Source organism: Allokutzneria sp. NRRL B-24872 (assembly GCF_002155965.1).
Lineage (GTDB): Bacteria > Actinomycetota > Actinomycetes > Mycobacteriales > Pseudonocardiaceae > Allokutzneria.
The window spans coordinates 17,532-42,165 of the sequence record NZ_MUMH01000025.1; the positions used below are offsets into that span (position 1 = coordinate 17,532).

The following is a 24,634-nucleotide window of genomic DNA, read 5'->3' on the forward strand; positions in this document are numbered from 1 at the left end:
CAAATCCCGCTATGAGTACGAAACGGGAAGGCCTGGACCACCCCGGCGCACGAGGGGGCGAGCGGGCGGGTGTGGGGTGCACGGCGCGAAGGGTAGGCGGGTGGAACGCGGGTGGGGTGAGTGCGGGGTTCACCCGGGTAGGGTTGAACGCATGCGCTCGCCCAGCTTTCCCACGGTCTCGGAGATCACTCCGGAGCGGGTGTTCCACGCGCTGAGCGACCCGGTGCGGCTGGAGATCGTCAAGGATCTGGCCAGGCTCGGCGCGGCGACCTGCGCGGAGGTCACCTACGACCGGCCGAAGTCGAGCATGTCGCACCACTTCCGCGTGCTGCGCGAAGCTGGCCTGGTGCACAGCAGGGGCGAGGGCGTGCACCTGATCAACTCGCTGCGGCGCGAGGACCTCGACGAGCGCTTCCCGGGGCTGCTCGACGCGGTCCTCGGCGCCATCGCGCGATAGCCGCCTCAGGCGCCGTCGTAGCGCGAGAGCCAGTGCGCGTACTGCACGGGCAGCGTCGTCGTGGCGGGCGCGGGAACGCCCAGCTCGCGGGCGGCGCGGAACGGCCAGTGCGGTTCGGCGAGCAACGCGGTGCCGAGCACGACCAGGTCGACCTTGCCGGTGGCGACCAGCTCCTCGGCCTGCTGCGGGGTCCTGATCCGCCAGCTGGTCGACGTGGGCACTCCGGCCTCCTCGCGCACCCGCCCGGCGTACGGGCCGAGCATGGCGGGGCCCCACGGGATCTGACTGTCCACGGTGGAGAAACCCATGCTGACGTCGAGGAGGTCCATGCCCTCCTGCTTCAGCTCCCGCGCGGTCTCGATGCTCTCCACCAGCGTGCGCTCGTCGTCGCCGTCGAACTCGATCACGCCGAGCCGGACGGTGAGCGGGCGGTCCTCGGGCCACACCTCCCGCACGGCGCGCAGCGTCTCGACGAGGAAGCGCGCGCGGTTCTCGCGGCTGCCGCCGTAGGAGTCGGTGCGGTGGTTGGCGTGCCGCGACAGGAAGCTCTGCGCGAGGTAGCCGTGCGCGAAGTGCAGGTTCAGCCACTGGAAACCGAGGTCGCGGGCGCGCTCGGCGGCGGAGACGAAGTCGGCGCGGACCCGGGCGATGTCCTCCAGCGTCATCTCCGTTGGCACCTTGCCGAGGCCGCCGCCCAGCGGCACCGCGGACGGCGAGATCGTCGGCCAGCCGCGCGGGTCGTCGTCGGGGATGTGGTCATCGCCCTCCCACGGCAGGTTCGCGCTGCCCTTGCGCCCGGCGTGGGCGAGCTGGATGCCCGGGACCGCGCCAGCGGACTTGATCAGGTCGACGGCCGGGGCCAGCGCCTTCGCCTGCTCGTCGTTCCACAGTCCGAGGCATCCGGGGGAGATCCGGCCCTCCGGTGAGACGGCCGTCGCCTCCACGGTGACCAGCCCGGCGCCGCCCCTGGCCAGTCCGGCCAGGTGGGAGAGGTGCCAGTCGTTGACCACGCCGTCGTCGGCGGAGTACTGGCACATCGGCGAGACCGCGATGCGGTTGCGCAGGGTGGCGCCCTTGAGCGAGAACGGGTCGAACAGCGTCGGCAAGGCGAGCTCCTTTGTTCGAAAGTTCTCGTACATTAGAACATGGTGGCGAGCAGCTCCAAGTAGCGCCGTCGGACGCCCTCCAGGCCGGAGACCGCGACGCCGTCGCAGGCCAGCTCGCCGACGTAACCGCCGTCCGCCCCGTCCCTGCCAGCGCAGTCCCACAGCATCAGCCCGCAGTCCATGCCCTCGCCCAGCGGCGCGATCGGCAGCGACGCCAACCGCGCACCCAGCAGATCAGGCACGAGCCGCGAGCCGAAGCCCTGCAAGGCGAACTGGATGCCGAAGACGGGGTGCCGTCCGGCCGGGCGGGGCAGGTCGAGGTCGCTGAGCAGGACTTCGAAGGGCAGCCGCCCGTGCTCCATCGCGTTGACCCGCTCGCGGTGCACGAGAGCCACCGGGTCGCCGGAGCCGAGTTCCAAGCGCAGCAACAACAAGTCCCGCGCGCCGCTCACGGTTCGCTCGTCGTCGGCGTGCCAGCGGTGCGCGACGGGCACGGCGACGGTCATGTCCGAAGCACCCGTCACCTCCGCCAGGGTCTGGCCGAAAGCCGCGAGCAGCACGGTGAACGGCGTCGTCCCGGAGGCAGCCGCACCTGCGCGAACGGTGTGCGCCAACGACGGCGGCACCACGACGGGGATGCTCTCCGGCGAGCCGGGAACAGCCAGCAGTGGCAGTCGAGGCGCGTCGCCGAGGCGTTGGAGCCAATAGCGTTGCGCTGCTTGGGCTTCCGGGCTCGCGAGGTAGGCGCGCTCGCGCCGGACCTGGTGCTGCGCGGACGGCGGCGGGGGGAGCTGGGCGCCCGCGTAGAGCTGGCCCAACTCCTCCATCAGCAGCGCCAACGACATGCCGTCGACGGCGCTGCCGTGCACGGTCAGCGTGAGCACGTGATCATCGCTGAGCGCGGCGGTGAGCAGCGGCGGACAGCTCGCGTGCGGGCGCGGCGGCTGGGAGCCCGGCACGAGCGGGACCGGGCACGGCGGGTGCACCAAGCGCGCGAATCCCCGAAGCCGCACGTAGGCCGTGCGCAGCACTTCGTGCCGGGCGACCAGTTCGCTCAGCGCGGCTTCGAGCGCGGCGCGGTCGGGCGGGCCGCTCAACGCGAAGGACATCGTGCGGACGCCAGCGGGCGCCTCGGCGAAGCGGTCGTCGACCCGACCACGCTCGATCAGCAACGCCGGGGCGAGCCGTTTTCCGCCCTCCAGCAAGGAGATCAGCTCAGCGCGGGCGGCGCGCAAGGCCGCGCGGGCGGAGTCGGTGAAGACGCCGGGCGGGGCGAGGAAGCACAGTTCCCCGTCCTCGGTCCACAGCTCCACTCCCCGGTCGACCAGTTCGCCCACCGCTAGCAGGTCAGACACGGCCCGCCTGCATGCTGTCGTCGTCCATCCGCTCTCCGTCCGAGGTCAGCGCGTGCGCCAGGTCGCTCGCCAGGGTCGCCACGCTCGCACCGTCGAGCACTTGGCGCAACGCCAGGGACACGCCGAACCGCGTGGAGATCGCGTTGCGCAGCTGCGTCGCCATGATCGAATCCACGCCGACCGCGGTCAACGGCTCCTGCTCGCCGAGATCGTTGCTGGTCACGCCCACGACGCGGGCCACGGACGCCCACACCTCCGGCACGAGCCGCACGCGGGCGTCCTCGGAGGACAGGCCCCGGACGCAGTCGAACGTCTCGCCAACTGCGACGGGGGCCGAACGCCCGAGCACGGCCAGCACCTCAGGACGCGTGCGCCGCATCTCGATGTTGTCCGCGCGAGCCACCAGACGACCGTCGGAGGCGAACACCTCGACATGCCCGCGCAGACCGGTGGAGTCCTTGTGCGTGATCTCCGCACGCGCCCACAACTGCCCGGCGCCGGTCACCGCGAGGTCCAGGGAACCCATGCGCATGAACAACATCAGCCCCTCGGAGGAGGGCACCATCGCGTTGAACAGCTGCATGCACGCATCGAGCACGCCGACCTCGAAGCCGGTCGCGGTCGACGCGTCGGGCTCGGAGGAGAGCCGGGCGAGGACCACGCGCTCGGACACGTGCCACAGCCTGTCGATCAACGCGACGCTGGGGCCGAGGTCGAGCCCGCGCTCCTCACGCATCGCCTGGTAGAAGTCCGAACCAGGTCGCGAAGCGCCGTCGAGCTCGGCCAGGTCGAGCTGTCCGTCCAGCAGTACCGCGCCGGTCCCGGCGGATGCGCGCGCGTGCTCGACCCACTCACCCGACTCGGCGTGCACGCTGACCGACGAGCCGTCGACGATCGTGTGGACGGTCTTCTCGGACTCAGCCACGACAAGGGCTTCGCTGATCGAGAGGTCCACCAAGCGAGAACTGCGAGTTGCCGCCGCGGCAAGCTCCGCGTAGACGCCGACGTGCACGAGCCCGGCGCTGTCGGCGATGCCCGCTGGGGTGAGCACGGTCTCGTACTGCGTCTGCCGCAGCGGCGAGGAAACCTTGCGCCCCAACAGTCCCTGGCCCTCATCGCGCCCGCTGGCGGTGCGGTGCAACCCGTCGAGCCACAGCGTGCGGCGCTCGAAGGGATAGGTCGGCAGCGCGCACGGCTTGCCCGTGCTGGGGAAGCTGACGTCCACGCCCATCGCGTACAGCGAACCGAGGCTGTCCAGCAGCTGGCGAGTGTCGTTCTCCTTGCGCTTCAACGAGGACAGCCACGTCGCGGAGCTGGGCGCGCCGCGCTGGCCGAGGTCGGTGAGCGTGCTGTCCGCGCCGATCTCCACGAAGCACGTCACGCCGATGTCTTGCAGCGCCCGCACTCCGTCCCAGTAGCGGACGGGCTCACGCATGTGCCTGCGCCAGCGGTGGGAGTCGGTCAGCTCGCCGGGCGCGGCGATGGCGCCGGTGAGGTTGCTGGCGAACGGCAGCACCGGGTCGGCGATCGCGACGCGCTCGGCGACCGCCTCGAACCGGTCCAGCACGGGGTCGAGCAGCCGCGAGTGGAACGCGTGCGAGACGGGCAGCCGCCGGGAGCTGATTCCCAGGCGCCCCAACGTCGAAGCCAGCTCGTCGATCGCGTGGACCGGCCCGGAGAGCACGATCTCGGCAGGGCCGTTGTGCGCGGCGATCTCCACGCGGCCGGTCAGGTGCTCGATCTCCTCGGCGGTGGCGAACACCGCGAGCATGGCGCCCTCGTCGGCGGGCAGTTCGGCCATCAGCCTGCCGCGCTCCACGCACAGCCGCAGCCCCTCGCGCCAGTCCATCGCGCCGGAGGCGCAGGCAGCCGCGTACTCGCCGAGGCTGTGCCCCGCGACGGCCGCCGGAGCGACGCCGAAGGACATCCACAGGCGCGTCAGCGCGGCCTGCACGGCGAACAGCGCGGGCTGCGCGACGGCGGTGTCGGTGATCGCCGAGCCGTCGTTGTCAGTGCTCGCCGGGTAGAGCACGGGCAGCAGCGAGCCCCCTGTCGCGGCGTCGATCTCCTCGATGGCCTCGCGGTAGACCGGCCGCGTCTCGAACAGCTCGCGCCCCATGCCGACCGACGCCGTGCCCTGGCCGGAGTACAGGAACGCCACGGACGGAGCCGCATCGCGGGGAACGCGTCGCACGGATTCGATCTCGTCCAGCCGCGCAGCCATCTCTGCGGCGTCGGAGGCCACGACGGCGGTCCGCCACGCCAGGCGCGCGCGGCCGGTGTTCGCGGTGTGGCACACCTCGGCCAGCGAAGCGGCACCCGAGCGCAGGTGGTCCGCGTACTGCCCGGCGAGCGTGCGCAGCGCGGACTCCGTGTGCGCCGACACGGTCAGAACATGTGCGGGTGCAACGGAAACAGTCGACGAAGACTCGAAGGACTCCAGCAGCACGTGCACGTTGGTCCCGCTGAAGCCGAAAGCGCTGACCCCGGCGACACGCCGACCCGTCCACTCCACAGTGGACAGTGGGATGCGCACGCCGAGGGCGTCGAGCGCGGGGTTGAGCTGGCGGACCGGCTGACCCGGCACGACGCCGTGCTGGACGCACAGCACCGCCTTGATCAGCCCGGCGACACCGGCCGCCGCCTCCGCGTGCCCGATCACGGCCTTGGCGGAGCCGAGCAGCACGGAGTCACCGAGGACCGAGCTGACCGCGGCGACCTCGATCGGATCGCCGACCGCGGTCCCGGTGCCGTGGCACTCGACGTAGCCGACGTCCTCCGGCGCGAGCCGCGCGTCGGCGAGCGCGGCGGTGACGACCTCCGACTGCGCGCGCCCGCTCGGCACGGTGATGCCGTTGGAGCGCCCGTCCTGGTTGACCGCGCTGCCCTGGATCACCGCGAGCACGGTGTCCCCGGCGGCCTCGGCGTCGGAGAGCCGCTTGAGCACGACCATCCCGCAGCCCTCGGCGCGGCCGTACCCGTCGGCGTCGGCCTCGAACGTCCGGCTGCGGCCGTCGGAGGACAGCGCGCCCATCCGGTCGAGCACGGTGGACAGCTCGGGCAGCAGCACCAGGTTCGCGCCGCCGGCCAGCGCCAGGTCGGACTCGCCGCCGCGCAGCTGCCGCACGGCCTGGTGCACCGCGAGCAGCGACGAGGAGCACGCGGACTCCACGGCCAGCGCCGGGCCGCGCAGGTCGAGCAGGTAGGACAGCCGCCCCGGCGCCATGCTCAGCATGTTGCCGGTGAACGCGTACGGGCTCAGCCGTTCGGGATCGGCCTGGAACTGGCGGTGCAGGTAGTCCGGGCTGATCAGGCCGAGGTAGACGGCGGTGTTGCTGCCCGCGAGCCGGTCGGGGGCCTGGCCCGCGCGCTCCAGCGCCTCCCACGCGACCTCCAGGAACAGCCGGTGCTGCGGGTCCATCGCGGCGGCCTCGGTCGGGGTGAGCCCGAAGAACGCGGCGTCGAAGCCGTCGACCCGCTCCAGCAGCAGGCCGTCGCCCGCCCGGCCGGAGCGCACGGGTTCGCCGTCGAGCAGGGCCGTCCAGTAGGACTCGGGGGTGGAGATGCCGCCGGGGAACCGGCAGGCCATGCCGACGACCGCGATGGGCTCGTGTGCGTGCGCCATGCTCGTGTGTTCCGTTCTGAGCTGTGGAGGAATGGGATCGGGGTGCTCTGCGGCCCGAATCGCAAATCTTCTTCGCGAATTCGGGTGCGGCACTCACGCGGCTTCCGGTCTGGAATGTAGCGTCCGAGTGATGGGCCGGGCAGCGCGAGTTACGAACAATGGCGCAGGTCACAGGCTAACCTCAACGGCGTGTGAAGCCCTTATTACGGTTCGCCGCAGGGGCGACTTTCGCTTGACCGATCAAGCGATCGGGGTGTTAGCTTCATTCGGCTTCCACCGAAAGCGCGGCCAGCTCGATCGAGCCCGCTTTCCCTCTTCTGGTCCGACCTCCCCTCAAAGGCTGAGCAGGTCGGACGGCACAACCCGAAAACCGTTCCCGGAGCGACGCAGCTCACTCCTGCCGTGAGGAAGAGAATGTCCCTGACCGTCCCAGAGCTCACCGAGATGCTGCGCGCCCGTGGGGAGGCGCAGGACCAGCTGTTTTCCGAGGCACGTCGCTGCCGCTCCGCCGCACGCGGCGAGGTCGCGGTGCTGCGCGGAGTCGTCGAGGTCACCAATCTCTGCCGGGTCAACTGCGACTACTGCCCGATGCGGCGCGACAACACCGCGTCGAACTCGATCTATGTGCTCGACGCCGGCCAGATCGTGGAGCGGGCGCGCGAGATCCACGCCGCCGGGATCGACGTGGTGTTCCTCCAAGCGGGTGAGATCCCGAAGACCACGAAGATCGTGGGCGAGGCCATTCCGCGCATTCGAGAGCTGTTTAACGACAAAGTTGAGATCTTGCTCAACCTCGGTAACAAGAAGCGCTCCGAGTACGCCTATCTCAAGGACCAGGGCGCGACCAGCTACATCCTCAAGCACGAGACCAGCGACCCCGAGCTGTACGCGAAACTCCGTCACGAGACCTTCGAGTCGCGGATGCGCTGCATGGAGGACCTGCTCGACCTCGGCTACAAGGTCGGCACCGGCGCGATGAGCGGGCTGCCCGGCCAGAGCCTGGAGAGCGTCGCCGAGGACATCCTGCTGGCCAAGCGGCTCGGCGTGCACATGTCCAGCATCGCGCCGTTCATCCCGGCGCCGGGCACCCCGCTGGAGACGCACGGCTACGGCGACGTGAACGTGGCGCTCAACGCCATCGCCGCCATGCGGATCGTCGAGCCGAACTGGCTGATCCCCTCGGTCAGCGCGCTGGCCAAGACCCGCGACGACGGGCAGCTGCGCGGTTTCCAGGCGGGCGCCAACGTCATGACGGTCAACTTCTCCGACCCGTCGAGCGCCGGGAAGTACCTCATCTACGGCAAGGACCGCTTCGTGGTCCGCCGCGAGCACGCCACCCGCGCGCTCACCGGCGCCGGGATGTCGGTCACGGGCTCGGTGTTCCTGCGCGAGCTGATGGGCACGGGCGCGTGATGAAGGCCGACAAGATCGCGATCGTCATGGACGACCGCACCATGACCCACGGCGAGCTGGACGAGCGGGTCGCGCGCATGGCGCACCTGCTGCGCGGCTCGCTGGAGCCGGGGGAGCGGGTCGCCGTCCTGCTCGACACCTGCCCCGAGTACCTGGTGACGTGCCTGGCCGCCGAGCTGGCCGGGGTGGACTTCATCCCGGTGAACGTGCACCTCACCCCCGAGGAAGCGGCCTACATCGTCAACGACGGTGACGCCCGCCTCGTCGTGACCTCGGTCGGCGCCGCCGGGCTGGCCAGCATGCTGGTCGACCTGACGCCGTCGGTCCGCAGGCGCCTGGTGGTCGGCGGTGCGCTGGCCGGCCACCAGGACTTCGACCACGCCCTGGAGGGCCAGCCCAGCACGCCGGTCGAGGAGACCGAGCCGGGCAAGGTCGTCGTCTACACCTCGGGAACCACCGGCCGCCCCAAGGGCATCATCGCCGAGCGGCCCACGACGGGCGGCCCCGGCGACTGGTTCGTGCCGATGATGACCGAACTGCTCGACGGCGACGAGAACAGCGTCAGCCTCACGCCGGGTCCGCTGCACCACGGCGCCCCGCTGCGGTGGTCGCGCGCCACGCTGAAGCTCGGCGCCACGCTCGTGCTGCTGTCCCGCTTCGACCGCCGCGGGCTGCTGGAGGCCGTGCAGCGGCATCGCGTCACGCACCTGCAGATCGTTCCCGCGATGATGCAGCGCGTCCTCAAGCTCTCGCCGCAGGTGCGCGCCTCCTACGACGTGTCCAGCCTGCGCGCGGTCATGCACACCGCCGCGCCGTGCCCGCCGCAGGTCCGCGCCGAGTGGATCGACTGGGTCGGCGAGAAGGTCTGGGACGTCTACACCAGCTCCGAGGGCTTCGGCAGGGCGATCATCGGCGCGCGGGAGAGCGCGACGCGGCCCGGCTCGGTCGGTCGCCCGATCGGCTGCGAGATCCACGCCTGCGACGGCGCCGGGAACGTGCTGCCGCCCGGCCGGACCGGGGTGCTGTGGTTCTCCGGGCTCGGCGGGGCCCCGACGCCGAACCGGATCGCCTACCGCAACGCGCCGGAGAAGACCGCCGCCCTGTACAACCAGCGCGGCTGGGCCTCGGTCGGCGACATCGGGCACGTGGACGAGGACGGCTACGTCTACCTGACCGACCGCCGGGCCGACACCGTGATCGTCAACGGCGTCAACGTGTTCCCGCGCGAAGCCGAGGACGCCCTCCTTGCGCACCCGGCCGTCGCCGACGTCGCGGTGATCGGGGTCCCGGACGCGATGATGGGCGAGCGGCTGCTCGCGGTCGTCGAGCCGGTCGAGTCCGCCGTGCCGGGCTCCGAGCTGGCCGCCGAGCTGATCGCCTTCTGCCGCACCAGGATCGCCGCGTTCAAGTGCCCGAGGAACGTCGAGTTCGTCGACTGCCTCCCGCGCGGCGCCGAGGGCAAGCTGCGCCGCCGCCAGGTCCGCGACGCCCACCGCGAAGACGCGAAAGGCGCCCTGTCGATGGTGATAAGCCTCGGCGACGCGTGCGGTTGCCCCAAGCACAAGCGGGCGTACGCGAGGTGACCACCGGCATGTTCCTGGGGCAGCTCAAGGACTCCGTCGTCGACCTGCTCGCCGAGGGACGCCACGCCGAGGCCCGCGAGCTGGCCATGCGGGCGCACGGCGGCTACCCCAAGCAGCGCGCGCTGACCGAGGCTTGGGTCGCGGAGACGCTGTGCCGCACCGGGGACGATGACGCCGCGATCGCCGTGCTGCGCGAGGCGCTCGACGAGGGGCTGTGGTGGTGGGAGGAGATCCTGACCATCAACCCGCCGCTGCGCTCGCTGCTCGGACGCGCCGACTTCGCCGAGATCGTGCGCCGGTCGGAGCAGCGCCGCGACCGGACTCCCCAGGACGTGCCGCCCATGGTGTACGAGCCCGAGGGGCGGCCGCGCGGCGTGCTCGTCCCGCTGCACGCCCGCACCGACCGCCACCGCGGCTTCGCCCGCAGGTGGAGCGCGGCCTGCGAGGCGGGACTGCTCGTCGTGGTGCCGCAGAGCCGCGAACTGACCACGTCGGACGGTGACGTCGGCTGGATCGACGAGGACCAGGCCCGCGCGCAGGTCGCGCAGCTGTGCGCCTCCGTCGCGGACGGCCTTCCGGTGGTGCTCGCCGGGTACTCGCAGGGCGCCCGCTTCGCCCTGGAATGGACCATGAGCGACGCCGTGCCCGAGGCGACCGGTTTCCTCGCGCTGTGCCCTCCAGAGGACCGCATGCCGGTCATCGCCGATCCGGCCCGCCGTCCGCGCGGCTACGTGTTCACCGGCGAGCACGACGACGACCGCCCCGCCGCCGAGCGCTTCGCCGCCGAGCTGGCCCGGCACGGCTTCGACACCGGGCTTGAGGTCATGGCCGAGACCGGCCACACCTATCCCAAGGACTTCGCCGAGCGGCTTCTGCGCGCACTCGGCCACGTGCTCCCGCACTGAGCGGAATACGCGAAAATCCTTTCTTCGGCACGTGAGTTCCGCACACGTACGAGTGCCGTGAGAGCGCTCTCGCAATCTGTTCCGCGATGGCGACATAAAAGAAGTTGAACATGTTCGCGCGCATTCACCATTCCGAGTGCGTTTCAGGTCATATCGGGAACCTCGGTGAACACGGTGCCGTCGCAGCTCCACGGCCTCGGAAGAGCGCCGAAGACGTCACACCACAGGGTGAGTCAGTCCTGTTCGTGCACGCACAGCGCACGCCCACACACGCGTGTGTGTGGCGGTGTGCGGGTGCTGTGACCAGGATGCTTTGTTCAAGAACGAAATCTGGGGCAGGTACATATGTTGCGCATCCACTTCGAAGCGGACGATCTCTCGCGCGTGCGCGTGCTCGACGCGCCGGACCCGATGTGGGAGACGCTGCTCAGTGTCCACATGCTGCAGAAGACCGATGGGGAGATCCCGTTCGGGCAGTGGCGTTCCCGGGTTCGCGGGCAGGCGACCCCGTCGGTGCGGCTGCTCACCACGCTGGCACCCGCGCGCGGCTACTCCGCGGACTTCCTGACACCCACGGTCGGCTCCAAGGACCTCTCCAGCGCGCTGGACCGGCTGCTCAACACCTCCGGCCGGTTCCTGCACGAGGACGTCGCCGAGCTGGCGGGAGAGCAGCCGCTGCCCTCGCCGGTCAAGCGCCTGGCGACCGGCGACTCCGAGGTGCTCGGCCTGCTCGACCGCACGGTGCGGCACTACTTCTCCTACGCCTTGCAGCCGTACTGGAACACCATGACCGCCCAGATCAACGCCGACCGGCAGACCCGGTTCCAGACCATGCTGGGCTCCGGCGTCGAGGGTGTGCTCAACCACCTGCACCCCAGCGTGCGCTGGCGTTCGCCGACGCTGGAGGTCGACTACCCGGTCGAGCAGGACCTGTACCTCGGCGGGCGCGGCCTGACCCTGGTGCCGTCGTTCTTCTGCTGGAAGACCCCGGTCACGCTCAAGGACGCCAACCGCGACCCGGTGCTGGTCTACCCGGTCGACCGCACCCCCGGCTGGTCCGACCCCGCGCTGCGGAAGATGTCCGGCACGCGCTCGCTGGTGGCGCTGCTGGGCAAGACCCGCGCCGTGGTGCTGGAGGCCATCGCCGCCCGGCCCGGTGTCAGCACCACCGAGCTGGCCGTGCGGTTGGCCATCTCGCCCGCGGGCGCCAGCCAGCACGCGACCGTGCTCCGCGACGCCGGGCTGATCATCACGCAGCGCCGGGGCGGCTCCGCGCTGCACAGCATCACCGGGTGCGGTCTGTCCCTGCTGGAGGCCGCCTCCCGCTAGGGTCGGCCGGATGAGCGCGCGCTACGAGCGGATCGAGTCCCACGACGGCGAGAGCTTCGACGCGTACCGCGCCGCGCCCACGGCCACCCCGGCGCCGGGAGTGCTGCTGTTCCAAGAGGTCTTCGGCGTCAACGACAACATGCGCGACCTCGCGGACCAGCTCGCCGAGCACGGCTACGTCGCGCTCGTCCCCGACGTGTTCTGGCGGCTGCGGCCCCGGTTCGAGAGCAAGGACGAGTCGGGGCTCGCCGAGGGCATGGGCCTGTCGCAGCGGCTCGACCACGCCCTGGCGGCCAAGGACATCACGTCCACCTTCGCCCACCTGCTGGCCATGCCCGAGTGCGACGGGAAGGTCGGCGGCGTCGGGTTCTGTCTCGGCGGCACGCTCGCGTACCTGTTCGCGCGCGAGTCCCGTGTGGACGGTCGCGGCCCCGACGCCGTGGTGTCCTACTACGGCTCGGCGATCACCGACGTGGCGTCCGGCAGCGCGAAGATCGACTGCCCGCTGCTGTTCCACTACGGCGCCAAGGACCCGTACATCCCCCAGACGCAGGTCGACGAGGTCGAGGCCGCCTTCGCCGGGCGCCCCGACGTGAGCGTGCTGCGCTACGACGCGGGCCACGCCTTCTCCAACTGGGACGCGCCGTCCTTCTACGATCAGCCCTCCGCCGACCTCGCGTGGGGTCGCACCCTGGCGTTCTTCGCCCAGCACCTGACTTGTGCATGATGGGGGAGTGGACACACAACCGGCGTTCCGCTCCTGGGTCAAGCCCGCCGAGGTCTTCGAGCGCGGTCGTGCTTTGCGCGCCGAGGTGCCGTTGGAGCTGCACGACCACGACCCACTGGGCTCCGGGCGGCCGAGCGCGGTGGAGTTCGTCCGCGCCAGTGACCGACCGCGCCTGCCCGAGCTGGTCCCGCTGCGCGTCGGCCGGATGGTGGCCTCGCCGTTCGCCTTCTACCGGGGCTCCGCCGGGCTGATGGCCGCCGACCTCGCGGCGACGCCGACCAGCGGGGTGACGGCGCAGATCTGCGGTGACGCGCACGCGGCGAACTTCGGCCTCTTCGGCACCAACGAGGGCCGGATCATCATGGACATCAACGACTTCGACGAGACCGTGCCCGGTCCGTGGGAGTGGGACCTCAAGCGCCTCGCCGCCAGCCTCGTCCTCGCCGGGCGCGAGGGCGGCGTCTCCGAGGACGGCTGCGCCAAGGCCGCGGAGGACTCCGTGCGCGCCTACCGCAGGACAATGGCGCGGCTGGCCGAGATGCCGTTCCTGGAGGCGTGGAACGCGCTCGCCGACGCCGCCTCGATCGGCAAGCTCAAGGCCGACGAGCTGCTCGACGACTTCGAGAAGGCGTCGAAGAAGGCGCGGAAGAACACCAGCGCCAAGGTCGTGGCCAAGTGGACCGCCGACGGCGGCTTCGTCGAAGACCTCCCCGTGCTGCGCCACGTCACCAGCGAGACGGCGGAGTCGGTGGCCGCCGGTCTCACCGACTACGTCGGCACGCTGCGCGAGTCGCGACGCGGGCTGATCACCCGCTACGCCATCGCCGACGTCGCCTTCCGCGTGGTCGGCACGGGCAGCGTCGGCTTGCGCAACTACCTGGTCCTGTTGCACGGCAACGAGGACGACGCGTTGGTGCTCCAGGTGAAGCAGGCCGCGCCGTCCTGCCTTGAGCAGTACCTCGACGTGTCGCCGCACGAGCACGAGGGCAAGCGGATCGTCGACGGCGCGCGCCTCGTGCAGGCCGAGACCGACCTGTTGCTCGGATGGACCACTGTGGACGGTCGGCACTACATCGTGCGCCAGTTCCGCAACATGAAGGGCGACATCGACCCGACCGCGCTGCGCAAGGACCACCTCGACGACTACGGGCGGCTCGCCGGAGCGCTGCTGGCCCGCGCGCACTGCCGCTCCGCCGACCCCCGGCTGCTCTCCGGCTACCTCGGCGACGACGAGGAGCTGGACGAGGCCGTCGGCCGGTACGCGGTCCGCTACGCCGACACCGCGGAGGCCGACCACGAGGAACTGGTGGCCGCCGTGCGTCGCGGCGAGCTGGACGCGGAGATCGAGGACCGCGACTGACATGCTCTCGGCCGTCGTGGCAGTCTCCGACGCATGCGCCTGAGGTTCCGCTTCACGCTGACCCCGCTGGAGGACGTCGTCCCCTGGGAGGGGCACTGGCCGCACTGGTTCGGCCTGACCGACGCCGTCTACTGGATCGAGGTCCGCGGGCACCGGCTGCTCCAACCCCCGGTCGACTACTTCCTGGCGCGGCTCTGGGAGGACGTCTGCCTGCTCGCCCCGGCAGCGCTGGAGCCGGTTCCGCCGGACCTGGAGGAGTTCCTGGTCGCCGACTTCGACGACGCTGACCACGACGTCCCGGATGACGATGTCACCGCCGCCGTGGGGTGGTGGTGCGATCACAGCGTGGACTTCGGCTACCGCGGCGACTCGCCGCACAACATGTGGTGGCGCACCGGCGAGGAGGTCACCCTGACCTGGTCCGAACTCGACCGGCCGCCGATCCGCGAGACGATCCCGGTGGAGGAGTTCACCGCCGCCGTCACCGAACTCGACCGCGACCTCATCGCCGCGATGGAGGAGCGGATATCGATCCTGGAAGCCAACGGCACCTCCGTCACCGACCTCCGGCGCGACCACGCTCAACGGGCCCACTCGCTCGCCGAGCGCGCCGCGCGCCACCCCGCCACCGACTGGGCCGCCGTCCGCGCCGGAGCGCGGAAACTGCTGCGGTGACCCGCGTTGTGCGGGCGCGATGCGCTACGCCCGCACAACGCGCGGCTCATCAGCCGTTGAAGTCGTAGTACTTCGTGCAGACGAAGCGCGCTCCGCCGACCGGGCTGCCCGCGCACACGCTGAAGTCGCCCGAGCCGCGGAACCCCGTCGTGTTGAGCGACGCGACGGCGCTCTGCGCCACCCACTTGCCCGCGATGCCGTAGTTGCGATCCATCCGCACCATCTCGCCCTTGCGGAGGTTCCGGGCCTCGCCGTGCAGCACCCGGGTCCTGGTGTTGAGCCACAGCTTGGCCGTGACCCCGCCCTTGCTGGCCGAGGCGAGCAGCTTCATCTCCCCGGCCGCTGAGGCGCTGGACGCACTGCCGAGCAGCATCGCCGCGGCGGCGGAGGCCGCGAGCGCTCCGGCGACAGTTCTTCTACGCATGAAACTCCTAGCTCGTACGAACAGGGTGGTTCGTGTTGACGACTCCCCTTCGCCCAGTTCGGTTCGCAGGTTCGTCGCGATGTAACGGGAAACAGGGACAATTAGCTGGCGCGGGCTGCGAGACTGAGCGCATGCACGAGGACCTTGTCACCGCTTTGGCACGCGTCGACGACGCCTTCGCGTCGTACCCGAGGCGCGCGGTGCTCGACGGTTGCCCGCACTGCGCGGGCGAGACACAGGTGCACGAGCACGACCTCTTCTCGCTGACGATCAAGCTGGGCAACACCGTCGGCGACCGTCACGACGTGAAGAGCCTGCTTCCCCTGCTGCTGCGCCGTTTGACGGACTCGGACGCGCTCGACGCGGACATCGTCCTCGGCAAGCTCGCGCAGGAGGAGTGGCGCACCTGGCCCGCCGCCGAGCAGGAGGCGGTCGAGCAGTACCTCGACGCGCTGTGGCACGCGCTGCTCGCCGACTTCCCGTCGAAGGTGGGGGCTTTCGTTGGCGCCGAGGACTTTCTCGCTGCTGTCGAGCGCGCTGGTGTCGGTGCCGAACAGTTCCTCGCCGCCTGGGACGGCGTGTCGGGTGCGGCGGCGGATCGGCATCTCGCCTTGCTGCTGAACGACTTCGACCTCCGCGCTCGGCGGGCGAACCCCGTTGTGGTCGCATGGCTGCGCCGCGAGGACACCCGTTCCCGCCTGCTCGCCGCGTTCGAACGCGACCTCGCCACGTCGTGGGCCGACGAGTTCGCCGACGCACACGACCGCGCATGACCCGTGGTGCGAGAAGCCGTCCCGCCGGGAATCGAACCCGGGGCCTTCCTCGTGTTGAGAAGATGCTCTGCCTGCTGAGCTACGGGACGTGCGTAGCGCGTACGGGATTCGAACCCGTGTCTCCGGGATGAGACCCCGGTGTCCGTTCCGCTGGACCAACGCGCCTTCGTGCAATCGAGTCGGATGCCCGCGAGTCGAACGCGGTGACTCCTGATCCCAAATCAGGTGGGGTCGCCATGCCCCTCGCACCCGGCAGCGCTCACGGCGGGATTCGAACCCGCGATCTCCGCATTGACAATGCGGTGCCCTCACCGCTAGGCCACGTGAGCTGGATGTGCGCACACAAAGAGAAAGCCGCCCTGGTCGGTCTTCCCGACGGGCGGCTCCCTTGTCACGACAGGCAAGTCATGGAGGGGAGCACGCGCGCTCAGGCTCGGGGAAGACCGCAGTATCGATGACGTTCGGCATTTCCCCTCCTCCGGTTCCGCTTGTGTGAAAACATGATCGCCCGATGTCGCGCGAACGGTCAATCCCTTTTCGCGCAGACCTCCACCAGCACCTCGGCGACCGCGGCGGCGCCGGTCTCCGACATCATCAGCGTGCCGTGGTCCACAGTGGACACTCGAACCGGCGGGGCGAGGCAGTCGAGCTCGGCCTGGAATCCCGTGACAGCCTCGGGTGTGTAGGCGGGTGGGCTGTCCTTGCCGACGCTCCATTCGGCGTACAGCAGCCGCGTCGGCACGGTCAGCGCACGCCACTGCGGCTCGCCGAAGAACACGTCCTCGGCGTCGCTGAGCACCGCCCCCCGGTTGAGCCGAACACGCCCGTCCGCGAGCGAGTGCGCGAAGTAGTCGCGCAGCAGCGGATCATCGGCCGACAGCAACGAGTTCGCCGCGGTGTGCACGGCGACGTACTCGTCGAGGTCGGGCCACTCGCGCTCCATCAGCGCGAACTCGGGCGCGAAGGCGAGCGGGACCATCTCCGGCGTGAGCTTGTCGTGCCCTGCCATGGGAAAGCCGCCGTCCAGCAGCACGAGTTCACGTACGCGGTCGGGGTGGCGGACCGCGAGGTCCACGCCGAGGAAGCCGCCCATCGACATGCCGCACACGATGATCTCGTTGATCTGCAAGGCATCGAGCACGCGAAGCAGGTCTTCGGTGTGCTGCCGGAGGGAGAACGGGCCGCTGACGTCGCTGCTGTCGCCGCGCCCGCGAAGATCGGGCGCGATCAGGGAGAGCCCGGGTTCCCGTGCGGTGACCCAGTTCCACAGGCCTCGATGGCTGGTCACGCCGTGCAGCGCGAGCACGGGTGCGGTCTCCGCGGTGCGCACGTCGACGGCGAGGGAACCGCCGTCGACGGGGAAGTGCTGGAGCATGGTGCCGCCCTTCAGAGTTCGCCGACGACCTTCGTCGGGTTGAACAGGTTCAGCGGGTCGAGCGTGCGCTTGAGGGCCCGTTGCACGGCGGTCACTTCCGGGCCGAGTTCTTGTTCCATGCCAGCACGTTTGAGCAGCCCAACACCGTGCTCACCGGTGACGGTGCCACCGAGGTCGAGCGCTGCGGCGAGGATGTCGTCGAAGGCGGCCTGCGCGGCGAGCCTGGCGCCGTCATCGCCCGGCGGCGTGAGCAGCAGCGGATGCAGGTTCCCGTCACCGGCGTGTGCGATCGTCGCGATGCGAACCTGGTGTCGCGCAGCCGTTTCCTCGACCCGCGCGAGCATGAGGTGCACGGCCGACCTCGGGACGCAGACGTCCTCGGTGAGCACGGGGCCCAGTCGCTCCAGCGCCGGATATGCCAGGCGTCGCGCGGCGAAGAGAGCTTCGGCCTCAACCGCGTCCGTGGACCGCTCGGCCCACGCGGCGCCGGCTTCGGTGAACGCCTCCGCGAGAGCCGTTGCCTCCAGCTCACCCGCGTCGCCCGGGGTGTCCACGCGCGCCAGCAACATCGCGGCGGTGTCGGGCTCGACGCCGAGGTGCTTCCACTCCTCGACGGCCTCCATGCACGTGCGGTCGAGGAGTTCGAGCGCGGCGGGCTGGAAGCCGCGACGGGTGCACAGCGCGACCGCGCGACCGGCTTCGACCAGCGAGTGGAACGCGCCGACGATCGTGTGCGCGGCCGTGCGCGGAGCCGGTCGCAGGCGCAGGGTGATCTCGGTGATCACGCCGAAGGTTCCTTCTGAGCCGACGAGAAGCCCGGTGAGGTCGTATCCGGCGACGCCCTTGGTGGTGCGGCGGCCGAGGCTCACCTCGGTGCCGTAGTCGCCGGCGGGGCCACCCATCACCACCCGCATGCCCAGGACGTAGTCGCGCGTGACGCCGTACTTGAGGCAGCACAGGCCGCCCGCGTTGGTCGCCACGTTGCCGCCGATCGTCGACCACGCAGCGCTGGCCGGATCGGGCGGGTACCAGAGGCCGTGCTCGGCGACGGCTTTCTTGAGATCGTCGTTGACGACTCCGGGCTGCACCACGGCGAGCAGGTTCTCCGTGTCGATCTCCACGATCTCGCGCATCCGCGAGAGGTCGAGCACCAGACAGCCGTCCGTCGCGTTGGCTCCGCCGGACAGCCCGGTGCCCGCTCCCCTTGGCACGATGGGAACGCGCTGCTCGGCGCACGCGCGAACGGCTCGCTGAACGTCCACTGTGGACTGAGCGCGGAGCGCGGCGGCCGGACGTCCCACGGGAGCCCATTCGGCTTCGTCGTGGCTGATCCCGGCGAGCACTTCGGGATCGGTGATGAGACCGGGCAGCTCGATCACGGCCGCTCCATCGGGCCGTCAGCCGCCAAGCGCGCGACGCGGGCCAGCTCTGTGCCCCACTCCTCGGTGGTGGTCTCGGCGTGGACCGGCACGATCCCGAAGCCCGCGACGGCGAACCGGGCGAACAGCGCCGTGCGGAAGGCCAGCTCGGGCGAGGCGTCCACCGGTGTCAGCAGCTCGCCGATCCGCGTGGCGGCCAGGTTCAGCTCCTGCGTGCCCGTCGCGATCAGGTCGGGTTCTCGCAGGATCACCTTGCGGCGGCCCAGTTCCAGCCGCCACTCCTCGTCGGTGATCGCGCGGGCCGTCGCCAGCACCGCGGAGCTGAGCGCGGAGACCGGGTCCTCGGCGGCGGTCCGCGCGTCGAGCCTCCTGATCACCCGGCTGAGGAACGGGTCGAACCAGAAGATCGCGGCCTTGGTCGGGAAGGCGCGGAAGAGCGTGCGCTCGGCGACCCCGGCCAGCTCGGCGATCGCCTTGGTGGAGGTCGCCGGGTACCCGTGCTCCAGGCACAGCTCGATCGCGGCCCGCCGCACCGCGAGCCGAGTGCGCGCGGCTTTGCCTTCCCGGCCGGCCTCAGGTGCTCCCATGAGGAGCACCTTACGTGGAAGTGTCAGTAGCTGCCAGATTAGATGTCAGTTGCTGTCGTTCATCGGGGCTCGTAGTAGAGGAACCACGGACCGTCGTAGTGGCACTCGTACCGGGAGGCCCACGTCCGGCGGACGAGTTCGCGGCCCTCGTTCTGGCACGCTTGCAGGCTCGGGAAGTGTCCCGGGTACTTGACGAGGGCGTCCTCCGCCGAGGCGCTCGGCGCGCTGAGGGAGGCGATGCCCAGGGCCATGGCGGCGACCGCCAGGAGTTTTGTTCTCATTGGCCCAGGCTGCACCCGGGCTTCGCGGTGCGGCGCGCATTTCGAGGAACGTGCGACTGTCACACGGACACGACGACCTTGCCCGTCGTGTGTCCTCCGTGGACGTGGTCGATCGCTTCGGCGGCTCGCTCCAGGGGAAAGGTCCGGTCGAGCACCGGTGTCACCGCGCCGTCCTCGATCAGCTCCCGGAGCACGTCGAAGTCCTCCGCGCGCTCCTTGCTGATCAGTCCGCGCAGCTGGTGTCCGACGAACGGCGACCACAGCGCGGCGCGCAGCGTCCGGTCGACACCGCCGAGCCAGTTGCCGCCGTTCTCCCCGCCGACGATCACCAGGGTCCCCTTCGGCCTCAGCGCGCGGCGGAGGTGGCGCAGCGTCCGGCATCCCGCCGCGTCGAGCACGAGGTCGTGGTGCCCGGCGGCCGTGATGTCCTCGGTGGTGTAGTCGATGACGCGCTCAGCGCCCAAGTCCCGCACCATGTCCAGCTTCGCCGGGCCGCACACTCCGGTGACGTGCGCCCCGCGCGATGCGGCGATCTGCACAGCGAACGTGCCGACTCCGCCTCCGGCGCCGATGACCAGCACCCTCTGTCCCTTGTGGACGCCATGAAGTCCTTGCAGCGCAGTGCCTCCGGAGATCGGCACGGCTGCCGCCTGGTCGAAGCTGAGGTTCGCGGGCTTGCGGGTCAGCACTCCCTCGTCGGCCACCGCGTACTCGGCGAGCGAGCCTTCGCAGGTGCCGAAGACCTCCTCGCCCGGGGCTAATCGGCTCACCCCGGGCCCGACCGCCTCCACGACGCCCGCGACGTCGCGCCCGCGCACGGCGACCTTGGGTCTGCGAAGGCCGAAACCCATGAGTCGCACCAGGTACGGCTTCCCGGTCATCAGGTGCGTGACGTCCGGGCCGATCCCGGCCGCGCGCACCCGGACGAGCACCTGGCCGGGCCCGGGGACCGGCCAGTCGATCTCCTTGAGCGCCAACGTCTCCGTCGATCCGTAGCGGTGCTGCACGATGGCCTTCACGGTGCCTCCTCCGGGTACTGGAACACGTCGTCGAGCCCCACCCGGAACACCCGGGCGATCTGGAAGGCCATCTCCAGCGAGGGGGAGTAGCGCCCCTGCTCGATGGCGATGACCGTCTGGCGGGTGACCCCGATCAGCTCGGCCAGGCGCGCCTGCGTCATCTCGTCCTCGGCGAAGCGCAGCGCCCTGATCCGGTTGGTCACCCTGGTCGGCTTCGGCTTCACCACGGCTGGAAACCCGTTCGGTAGGCGCCGATCCTGGCCAGCGAGCCGAGCACGGCGGAGAGCACGAAGCCCAGGTGGATGGCGTTGGCGATCCAGAAGTGCGCCAGCCCGCCCAGCGCCATCAGCAGCGCGGCGATCGCTCCGATCACCACGAAGGCGTTGCCGACGTGGTCGCCGAAGCGCTCGATCTCGCGGTCCCGCTGGTCGCGCAGCGTCGAGCCGCGCTCACCGGTGACCGCGACCAGGACGTTCAGCGCGATCCCCGCCACGATCGCCGCGCCGACCGTCCACAGCAGGGCGTCGGCGTAGCGCACCTCCGCCAGCGGCCCGCCGTCCCACCTGCCGAGGACCAGCAGCAGGTAGCTCGCGTACCCCGCGACCGCGACCACCGCCATGATCCACGCGCGTTTTTCCTCGACCGCCACGACGCCCCCTCGTGTCAAGAATGTTTGACACCGTCGAAGGTAAAGACACTTCGACACCATGTCAAACATTCTTGACGTCGGGGCGCTACACGACGACGGCCAGCTCGTCCTCCATCGCGGTCGCCCTGCGCAGCAGTCCGCGCATCACCAGCAGGACGAGCAGCAGCGCGAACCCGCCGAAGGCCAGCCCGCCGACGCCGAGGATCTGCGCGGGCGGCCCCGGGATCTCGCTGGACAGCATGTGCACGCCGAAGCCCGTGGTCAGTGCCGTCGCGGCGGCGGTCGCGCCGATCACCACGTTCACCCACGGGAAGGCTCGCTGGGTGAACAGCCGGTCGGTCTCGGCCATGGACAGCAGCACGAGCGCCGCGACCAGGGCCACCTGCACGCACAGCACTCCGACGATGCCGACCGCGCTGTAGGCGGTGACGTGGTCCGTCAGCTCCGGGTGCAGGCGCGCCTCGTCGGCGACGGCGTTGGGGATCGCCACCACCTGGCCGAAGACCGAGACGAGCAGGGTGAAGGTGATCAGTCCCCGCAGGACGAGAAGGGCAACGCGGTTCATGTCATCGAGTATCAATCACTATCTATCGTTTTTCAATAGCATCCGCCGGGCTCGGCGCAGCGTGGTCGGATCGTCGGAGCGCTCCGCCTGGCGCAGCAGGCGCTCCTTGAGCGGTTCGGGCAGCGAGTCGACGTCGCGCTTGTGCTTGGACCGGCTCTTCCACCCGACGAGGTGCCGGACCGCGCCCGCGTCGTGCTCCGGCCGCGCCCGCGGATCGCGCAGCGCGACGGTGATCTCCGCGATCGGCACGGCTTTGAGCAGGAGCCCGGGAACCACCTCGTGCGCGGGGAACCCCGAGTACCGGCCGCTGCCGGAACCGCACCACGCCAACAGGTCGAGGACGCGGACCACGGGATCGGGAACGGCTCGGCGCAACAGGTCCTGTGCCTCGCCGAGCCACTCGGCGGACGGGACGGCGCCGATCTTGGACAGCGCGAGCACGCGGTCGGTGAGCGGGGTCAGCGCGGCCGGGATCGCCGCCACCCACGCGGCCTCCTCCTCCGAAGCCTGATCACGCCGGGACTCGGCCTCCGCGACCTGCCGCGAGGGGTTGGAGATGCCCTGCTCCTCCAGCCACCGCAACACCAATCGGCCGTCGGCGAGGACCGCGTGGCCCTCCCAGCGGTCCCAGCGCAGCGTCGAGGCGTGGTGCAGCACGACGACCGCGAGCACGCCGTCGTCCGGGCCGACGATCTCGAAGCGGACGTCGCCCCGGCACATGCACACGAAGCCCGGCAACGACTCCACCACCATGGCCGCGCGCAGCCGATCCCGTGCGCCCGGTGGCTCCAGGTCCACGACGGCCGTGCCGGAGCCGGAGATCTCCGCCACCCGCACGCGGGAAGCCTGTCGCAGCATGACGTCCAGCAAGGACCTCATGACGTGGGCCCGAGTCTCTTGTACCGGCCATTAATCCAGTCGTGCATGTCGGAGTAGTACCACCGCGAGAAGCGCCGGTCGGAGGGGCCGCCCGCGAGGCAGCTCTCCCAGCCGGGCGCGGCGAAGTCGGCGACCACGCGCAAGGACGGCGCGAACGTGGTGAGCCTTCCGGCGGAGCGGTAGATCTGCGTCTGGTGCGGCGTCGCCCGCCCGCCGACCAGGGTGACCGGGCCGCGGTCGAACCCGGCGAAGCGCGGTAGCTTCCCGCCGAAGAGCATGTGGCTCATGACGACGCCGCGCCGCTTGCCCCACGGCTCGGGATTCCCGGTCAGCGCGGCGGAAGCGGCTGCCTCGAACAGCTCTTCGCGGGTCTTGCCGCCGAACCACGGTGAACGCTCGGAGAGCAGGACGCGGTCGAAGTTCGCGTAGAAGTCCGTGAGGATTCCGGTCTGCGCGATGATGTGCGCGACCGTCGCCGTGCCGAGGACCGGACCGAAGACCAGCTCGATGAGCTTGGCGTAGAACCGTTCGAACGCCTCCGCGCCCTCGGACCGCGCGTCGTAGGAGAAGTCCCATGCGCCGACAGCTCGCCCGGAAGCGGTGTCCGGCAGCAACGGTCGCAAGATCGAAACGAAACGCTCGGCCTGCTTCGAGTGCAGGTCGTGCTGGATGCGCTTCATGTGCTCCGCGCCGAGTTTCTCTGAAGCACCAAGCAGCTCGGCGATCCGGTCCGCGCGGTAGGAAGCCATCGGCGCGTTGATGGGGGAGACCACGCCGAAATGGTTGAGGTCGTTGTTCGCGGTGACGATGAAGCCGCACTCCGGATTCTGCGCCCGAGGCAGCTCCGAAGCCGGGTGGAAGCCCTGCCAGTCGTTGTCGGAATCCCAACCGGGCAAGGGGATCAAGCCGCTCCGCCCGGGACCGCGCACAGGAATCCGGCCGGACATCTGGTAGCCGATGTCGCCCGACGAATCCGCGAGGACGAAGTTGAACGACACCTCCAGCTCGCCGAGGTGCCGCATGCCCTCGGTGACGGTCTTCGCGTTCCACAGAGCCAACATCGCCTCGATGGACCTGGCGCCGCCGTGCGCGCCCGCCCACCGCGTGGCCAGCTGGTACTCGCCGTCTTCCGGAGACCCGTCGAGCACGCCGTGGTTCTCGGTGTCCCAGAACGTGACCTCGACGGGCTCTTTCCCCTTGCGCCGCACCACTTCCACGCGCTGACGCAGCGGAGACCACTCCTCGCCGCGAAGCACGCGGCCGTCCTGCACGCGTTCTACCCACGAGTCCGTGGCATCGGCGAAGCTGTACGTCGCGCCCCACGCCAGGTCATCGGTGCGAGCCAGCAAAAGCCCGCACAGTCCGGGAATCGTCGCGCTGACGGCGTAGCGGTCGGGGCACTCGACGACCACCTCGTACCAGACGGCGGGCAGCCGGTTGATCTCCAGATGCGGGTCGTTGGCCAGCAACGGCCGCCCGGACCGCGTGCGGTGACCGGCCACCACCCAGTTGTTCGAAGCCATCAGCCGCGAGTGCGACGCCAGCTCCCGCACCGCGTCCGGCACGAGCTGGTCGGTGAGCCGCACCTTCTTCACCAGTGACGGATCGAGCCCGGACAGCTGCCCGGGGAACAGCGCCTCCAAGTGCTCGACACCGACTCCGGCGCGGACGCACTCCACGATCCAGCGCTCCAGCTCGCCCTGCGACTGCGCCAGCGACACGTAGCCGACCATCCGCGAAACGAGCACGATGTCCTCGATCGTCCACGGCTCCGGTCGATGCCCGAGCACGCGCAGCTCCCACGGGACCGACCGCGACAGCACGTGGTTCACGCCGACCACGTAGGCGTCGAGCCGGTCTCGCGCGTCCGTGCTGAGCGCGGCGGTCTCCTGCGCGAGATCGCTCTGCCAGTTCATCTTGCGGAAGAACAGGTCCACGTCGACCAGGTCGGGGTCCAGCACCTCCGCGCCGCGCCCCCTCGCGATGATGCGTGTCATGAGCATCTGGAGCGCGCGGTCGGTCGCGTGCGCGATACCGAGCCCCCGGTAGACGCCCAGTTCCGAGTCCGCGCGCACGCGCATGACACCGCGCTCGCCCCGGTGCAACGAGACCAGGTTGTCCACGTGGATCTTTCGGCGCATCGAGCCAGTAGACGGACTCCCGTCGCG

General features: G+C 70.5%; 23 protein-coding genes and 3 tRNA genes. 9 read left to right on the top strand and 17 right to left on the bottom strand.

The genetic code is table 11. The features are described 5' to 3' along the window. The first annotated feature begins 151 nt into the window (after positions 1–151). Positions 152–457, top strand: coding sequence for a helix-turn-helix transcriptional regulator (locus CCN37_RS07560; protein WP_086819958.1), 306 nt, complete (start codon positions 152–154; stop codon positions 455–457). A 5-nt stretch (positions 458–462) separates the two neighbouring features. Here CCN37_RS07560 and CCN37_RS07565 read toward each other — a convergent pair whose 3' ends face one another. Genes CCN37_RS07565 through CCN37_RS07575 form a run of 3 tightly spaced genes read right to left on the bottom strand, consistent with a single transcriptional unit; the run spans position 463 to position 6,543 of the window. Then, positions 463–1,563, bottom strand: a complete 1,101-nt coding sequence (locus CCN37_RS07565) for an NADH:flavin oxidoreductase/NADH oxidase (protein WP_086820013.1) — start codon at positions 1,561–1,563, stop codon at positions 463–465. A 32-nt stretch (positions 1,564–1,595) separates the two neighbouring features. Beyond that, positions 1,596–2,918, bottom strand: a complete 1,323-nt coding sequence (locus tag CCN37_RS07570; protein ID WP_086819959.1) for a condensation domain-containing protein — start codon at positions 2,916–2,918, stop codon at positions 1,596–1,598. Then, positions 2,911–6,543, bottom strand: a complete 3,633-nt coding sequence (locus CCN37_RS07575) for a type I polyketide synthase (protein ID WP_086819960.1) — start codon at positions 6,541–6,543, stop codon at positions 2,911–2,913. Before CCN37_RS07575 ends, CCN37_RS07570 begins: the two co-directional genes overlap by 8 nt. 414 nt (positions 6,544–6,957) lie before the next feature. Between CCN37_RS07575 and CCN37_RS07580 the strand changes: the two genes are divergently transcribed. The 7 genes from CCN37_RS07580 (at position 6,958) to CCN37_RS07610 (ending at position 14,535) form a co-directional block, all read left to right on the top strand. Then, on the top strand, positions 6,958–7,956 hold the full coding sequence (locus CCN37_RS07580; protein WP_086819961.1) for a radical SAM protein: 999 nt from the start codon (positions 6,958–6,960) through the stop codon (positions 7,954–7,956). Then, positions 7,956–9,539 (top strand): AMP-binding protein, encoded by a 1,584-nt coding sequence (locus CCN37_RS07585; protein WP_086819962.1) that lies wholly within the window; start codon positions 7,956–7,958, stop codon positions 9,537–9,539. Before CCN37_RS07580 ends, CCN37_RS07585 begins: the two co-directional genes overlap by 1 nt. A gap of 8 nt (positions 9,540–9,547) precedes the next feature. Continuing rightward, the gene (locus CCN37_RS07590) at positions 9,548–10,444 is read left to right on the top strand and encodes an alpha/beta hydrolase (protein WP_143261475.1); all 897 of its coding nucleotides are present in this window, start codon (positions 9,548–9,550) and stop codon (positions 10,442–10,444) included. Positions 10,445–10,789: 345 nt separating this feature from the next. Beyond that, positions 10,790–11,773, top strand: a complete 984-nt coding sequence (locus tag CCN37_RS07595; RefSeq protein WP_086819964.1) for a helix-turn-helix transcriptional regulator — start codon at positions 10,790–10,792, stop codon at positions 11,771–11,773. 10 nt (positions 11,774–11,783) lie between these two features. Continuing rightward, positions 11,784–12,500, top strand: a complete 717-nt coding sequence (locus CCN37_RS07600) for a dienelactone hydrolase family protein (protein ID WP_086819965.1) — start codon at positions 11,784–11,786, stop codon at positions 12,498–12,500. Between the two features lie 7 nt (positions 12,501–12,507). Then, on the top strand, positions 12,508–13,860 hold the full coding sequence (locus CCN37_RS07605; protein ID WP_086819966.1) for a DUF2252 domain-containing protein: 1,353 nt from the start codon (positions 12,508–12,510) through the stop codon (positions 13,858–13,860). 33 nt (positions 13,861–13,893) lie between these two features. After that, a complete protein-coding gene (locus CCN37_RS07610; RefSeq protein WP_086819967.1) occupies positions 13,894–14,535 on the top strand; it encodes a DUF5984 family protein in 642 nt (213 codons plus the stop codon). A gap of 49 nt (positions 14,536–14,584) precedes the next feature. Here CCN37_RS07610 and CCN37_RS07615 read toward each other — a convergent pair whose 3' ends face one another. Further along, complete coding sequence (locus tag CCN37_RS07615; protein ID WP_143261476.1) at positions 14,585–14,959, bottom strand: hypothetical protein; 375 nt, start codon at positions 14,957–14,959, stop codon at positions 14,585–14,587. A gap of 131 nt (positions 14,960–15,090) precedes the next feature. Here CCN37_RS07615 and CCN37_RS07620 point away from each other — a divergent pair, with 131 nt between their 5' ends. Further along, entirely contained in the window at positions 15,091–15,732 is a 642-nt protein-coding gene (locus CCN37_RS07620; RefSeq protein WP_086819969.1) for a hypothetical protein, read from the top strand. A gap of 16 nt (positions 15,733–15,748) precedes the next feature. Here CCN37_RS07620 and CCN37_RS07625 read toward each other — a convergent pair. From CCN37_RS07625 to CCN37_RS07685, 13 genes are all read right to left on the bottom strand, one after another. Continuing rightward, positions 15,749–15,821: transfer RNA gene (locus tag CCN37_RS07625), tRNA-OTHER, on the bottom strand. Positions 15,822–15,825: 4 nt separating this feature from the next. After that, a tRNA-Glu gene (locus CCN37_RS07630) sits at positions 15,826–15,897 on the bottom strand. Between the two features lie 91 nt (positions 15,898–15,988). Then, positions 15,989–16,061: transfer RNA gene (locus CCN37_RS07635), tRNA-Asp, on the bottom strand. 197 nt (positions 16,062–16,258) lie between these two features. Continuing rightward, on the bottom strand, positions 16,259–17,107 hold the full coding sequence (locus tag CCN37_RS07640) for an alpha/beta fold hydrolase (protein ID WP_086819970.1): 849 nt from the start codon (positions 17,105–17,107) through the stop codon (positions 16,259–16,261). A gap of 11 nt (positions 17,108–17,118) precedes the next feature. Then, positions 17,119–18,486 (bottom strand): FAD-binding oxidoreductase, encoded by a 1,368-nt coding sequence (locus tag CCN37_RS07645; protein WP_086819971.1) that lies wholly within the window; start codon positions 18,484–18,486, stop codon positions 17,119–17,121. Continuing rightward, a complete protein-coding gene (locus CCN37_RS07650; protein WP_086819972.1) occupies positions 18,483–19,073 on the bottom strand; it encodes a TetR/AcrR family transcriptional regulator in 591 nt (196 codons plus the stop codon). Before CCN37_RS07650 ends, CCN37_RS07645 begins: the two co-directional genes overlap by 4 nt. A 59-nt stretch (positions 19,074–19,132) precedes the next feature. Beyond that, the gene (locus tag CCN37_RS07655) at positions 19,133–19,354 is read right to left on the bottom strand and encodes a hypothetical protein (RefSeq protein ID WP_143261477.1); all 222 of its coding nucleotides are present in this window, start codon (positions 19,352–19,354) and stop codon (positions 19,133–19,135) included. Positions 19,355–19,413: 59 nt separating this feature from the next. Further along, positions 19,414–20,373: an NAD(P)-dependent alcohol dehydrogenase gene (locus CCN37_RS07660; protein WP_086819974.1), complete on the bottom strand. Its 960-nt coding sequence runs from the start codon at positions 20,371–20,373 to the stop codon at positions 19,414–19,416. Beyond that, on the bottom strand, positions 20,370–20,534 hold the full coding sequence (locus CCN37_RS07665) for a helix-turn-helix transcriptional regulator (RefSeq protein WP_086820014.1): 165 nt from the start codon (positions 20,532–20,534) through the stop codon (positions 20,370–20,372). The genes CCN37_RS07660 and CCN37_RS07665 overlap by 4 nt, the downstream gene beginning before the upstream one ends. A 59-nt stretch (positions 20,535–20,593) precedes the next feature. Then, positions 20,594–21,022, bottom strand: coding sequence for a hypothetical protein (locus CCN37_RS07670; RefSeq protein WP_246842873.1), 429 nt, complete (start codon positions 21,020–21,022; stop codon positions 20,594–20,596). 85 nt (positions 21,023–21,107) lie between these two features. After that, positions 21,108–21,587, bottom strand: coding sequence for a DUF2975 domain-containing protein (locus tag CCN37_RS07675; RefSeq protein ID WP_086819975.1), 480 nt, complete (start codon positions 21,585–21,587; stop codon positions 21,108–21,110). An 18-nt stretch (positions 21,588–21,605) separates the two neighbouring features. Beyond that, positions 21,606–22,466 carry a hypothetical protein gene (locus CCN37_RS07680; RefSeq protein ID WP_086819976.1) on the bottom strand — a complete coding sequence of 287 codons (861 nt, stop codon included), beginning with the start codon at positions 22,464–22,466 and terminating at the stop codon, positions 21,606–21,608. Beyond that, positions 22,463–24,607 (bottom strand): penicillin acylase family protein, encoded by a 2,145-nt coding sequence (locus tag CCN37_RS07685; RefSeq protein WP_086819977.1) that lies wholly within the window; start codon positions 24,605–24,607, stop codon positions 22,463–22,465. Before CCN37_RS07685 ends, CCN37_RS07680 begins: the two co-directional genes overlap by 4 nt. Positions 24,608–24,634 lie beyond the last annotated feature (27 nt).